The organism is Polynucleobacter sp. 35-46-11, from assembly GCF_002281105.1.
This window is the reverse complement of record NZ_NCFJ01000362.1, coordinates 1-2,636: the sequence shown is the minus strand read 5'-3', so window position 1 is coordinate 2,636 and position 2,636 is coordinate 1. Positions and strand designations below refer to the sequence as shown.

The following is a 2,636-nucleotide window of genomic DNA, read 5'->3' as shown; positions in this document are numbered from 1 at the left end:
GCCTAAGCACCCCTCACATACTTCAGTAGTAATTGCTTAATTAGGCTGCTGGAGGCGCTGTTTCTGCAAATGAAGGTCTCTGCATTAACTTTTGATACAGAGCGTCTAGATTGGGGTATTGAGCTTGCCAAGTGATATCTGGGAAGCGAAAGAGCATGTAACCCAGTGCACATCCCACCGCAATATCAGCCAAAGTCATCTGGTTGCCGTGACACCAGGCGTTTTCACCTAAGGCACGGGACATTTGGGCTAAAGCAGCATTGATTTTGCTCATTTGGCGATTGACCCATTCAGGGCTCTGCTGCTCTAGTGGGCGCAAAGTCACCTCTAAACGGGCTAAAATTCCTGCATCTTCAACCCCGTCAGCCAGGGCTTCCCAGGTCTTAACTGCTGCCCGCTCACGGCTACCGGCTGGAATAAGCTTGCTAACAGGGCTAAGGGTGTCGGCATACTCCGCAATCACCCGGGAGTCATAAATGGCCTCGCCGTCATCCAAAATCAAGCAGGGGATCTTGCCTAAGGGGTTGTTGAGGGCAATTTTGGTATCTGCTGCCCAGACATTTTCCAGTTCTAGGTCTACATCAACCTTTTTTTCCAGGAGAACAATGCGTACCTTGCGTACATATGGGCTAGTGAGGGATCCGATGAGTTTCATAAAGCTAAGTATAGCTATCTCAGTCAAATTGGGTTGCCCCTAAGAACGATTAAAATCTGGGTTTATTGACACATTCAATGTAAAGGCAATATTCGTGAGTCAGCCGATTTCTACCCTCAATGCACTTTCTCCTTTAGATGGTCGCTATGCCGGCAAACTTGATGCCTTAAGGCCTTGGTTGTCCGAGGCCGCATTTATGCGTCAGCGTGTATTTGTGGAGATTCACTGGCTATTGGCTTTGGCCTCCGCAGGTCTACCCGATGTACCAAAAATTAGTGCAGCAGATGAGGCCTTTTTGTTATCTTTGCCTGAAAACTTCTCTGATGCCGATGCGCAGCGCATTAAGGACATTGAGGCAGTGACCAATCATGATGTGAAAGCGGTTGAGTATTTCTTAAAAGAAAAAGTAGCTGGTCGCCCAGATCTATTAAAAGCAAGTGAATTTATTCATTTCGCCTGTACCTCAGAAGACATCAACAATACCTCGCATGGCTTGATGTTACGCGGGGCGCGTGATCAAGTTTTATTACCGCAACTCAGAAAAGTTCATTCTGTATTAACGGATTTAGCAATTGAGAACGCCAAAGTGCCCTTGTTGTCGCGCACGCATGGCCAGCCAGCCTCCCCAAGTACCTTGGGTAAAGAGCTGGCCAATATTGCCAAACGTTTGGAGCGTGCAATTGCAACGATTGCCGCAGTTCCACTTTTAGGAAAGATGAATGGCGCAGTTGGTAATTACAACGCCCACTTATCGGCTTACCCGAATTTTGATTGGGAAAATTTTTCCAAGAATGTAGTCGAAAAGCGTTTGGGTCTCACATTTAACCCCTACACCATCCAGATTGAGCCGCACGACGGTATGGCTGAGCTGTTTGATGCGATTGCTCGCGCCAACACAATCTTGTTAGATATGGACCGTGATTTCTGGGCTTATATTTCGATCGGTTACTTTAAACAACGCACTAAAGCTGGTGAGATTGGTTCATCAACAATGCCGCATAAAGTGAACCCAATTGACTTTGAAAATTCTGAAGGTAACTTGGGTGTAGCCAATGCCTTATTGCGTCACTTGGCAGAGAAGTTGCCAATTTCTCGTTGGCAGCGCGACCTGACTGATTCCACTGTGTTGCGTAACCTTGGCCCAGCATTTGGTCACAGTGTTTTAGCTTATGACAGCGCCTTGCGTGGTTTAGGTAAATTAGAAGTAAACCATGCTGTAATTGCTGCAGACTTAGACGAGTGTTGGGAAGTATTGGCTGAGCCCGTACAGACCGTCATGCGGCGCTATGGCATCGAGAACCCGTATGAACAACTCAAGGAACTCACTCGTGGTAAGGGAATCAATCAAGCTGATTTACAAACCTTTATTCGTGGCTTGCAAATTCCAGAAGATGCAAAAGCTTTATTGCTTGAAATGACACCATCTTCTTATTTAGGTAAGGCGGTCGAGTTGACCGAACGTCTGAAAAAGTGAGTCTCACTCCAAACCTTGGGCAGACACCGCAGGATTCGCAATACGGTGTCCGCCCCAAGATCTGGTTTGCTGTATATCAACTGCTTTGGCATCTATTACTGCCCTTAGCATTCCTTCGGCTTGCATGGCGCATGCGTCACTCATCTGATTATTTAAATCACTTCACTGAACGTCTGGGTTTTGCCTATGGCAAAACGATTATTCAGGGATCGATATGGATTCATGCGGTATCAGTTGGTGAGACTAGGGCTGCCCAACCTTTAGTTGAGGCTTATCTAGAGCGCGGTGAAACGGTTCTGCTAACCCATATGACACTCAATGGCCGTCGCACTGGCACTGCTTTATTTGCAAAAGCAATTGCCGCGGGTCAGTTGCGCCAGGTCTATTTGCCTTATGACCTTTGTTGGTCAGTCGCCAATTTTATTCGCGCATTTAAGCCAAAGTTTGGGCTGTTTATGGAGACTGAAGCCTGGCCAACTATTGTGTTTTATTGTGCTGAAATTCGCT

The 2,636-nt window shown here is 46.9% G+C and carries 3 protein-coding genes; 2 read left to right on the top strand and 1 reads right to left on the bottom strand.

Going from position 1 to position 2,636, the window contains the following annotated elements:
* Positions 1–40: 40 nt before the first annotated feature.
* A complete protein-coding gene (locus B7Y67_RS14915; protein ID WP_293599316.1) occupies positions 41–655 on the bottom strand; it encodes a glutathione S-transferase N-terminal domain-containing protein in 615 nt (204 codons plus the stop codon).
* Positions 656–749: 94 nt separating this feature from the next.
* Here B7Y67_RS14915 and purB point away from each other — a divergent pair, with 94 nt between their 5' ends.
* Complete coding sequence (purB, locus tag B7Y67_RS14910; protein ID WP_293599315.1) at positions 750–2,129, top strand: adenylosuccinate lyase; 1,380 nt, start codon at positions 750–752, stop codon at positions 2,127–2,129.
* A partial coding sequence (locus B7Y67_RS14905; RefSeq protein WP_293599314.1) for a glycosyltransferase N-terminal domain-containing protein occupies positions 2,126–2,636 on the top strand: 511 nt, incomplete at its 3' end. The genes purB and B7Y67_RS14905, both read left to right, overlap by 4 nt.

What these genes read in the sequence shown, in the direction of transcription:
- B7Y67_RS14915 (WP_293599316.1), bottom strand. Translation starts at nt 655, where the DNA reads ATGAAACTCATCGGATCCCTCACTAGCCCATATGTACGCAAGGTACGC.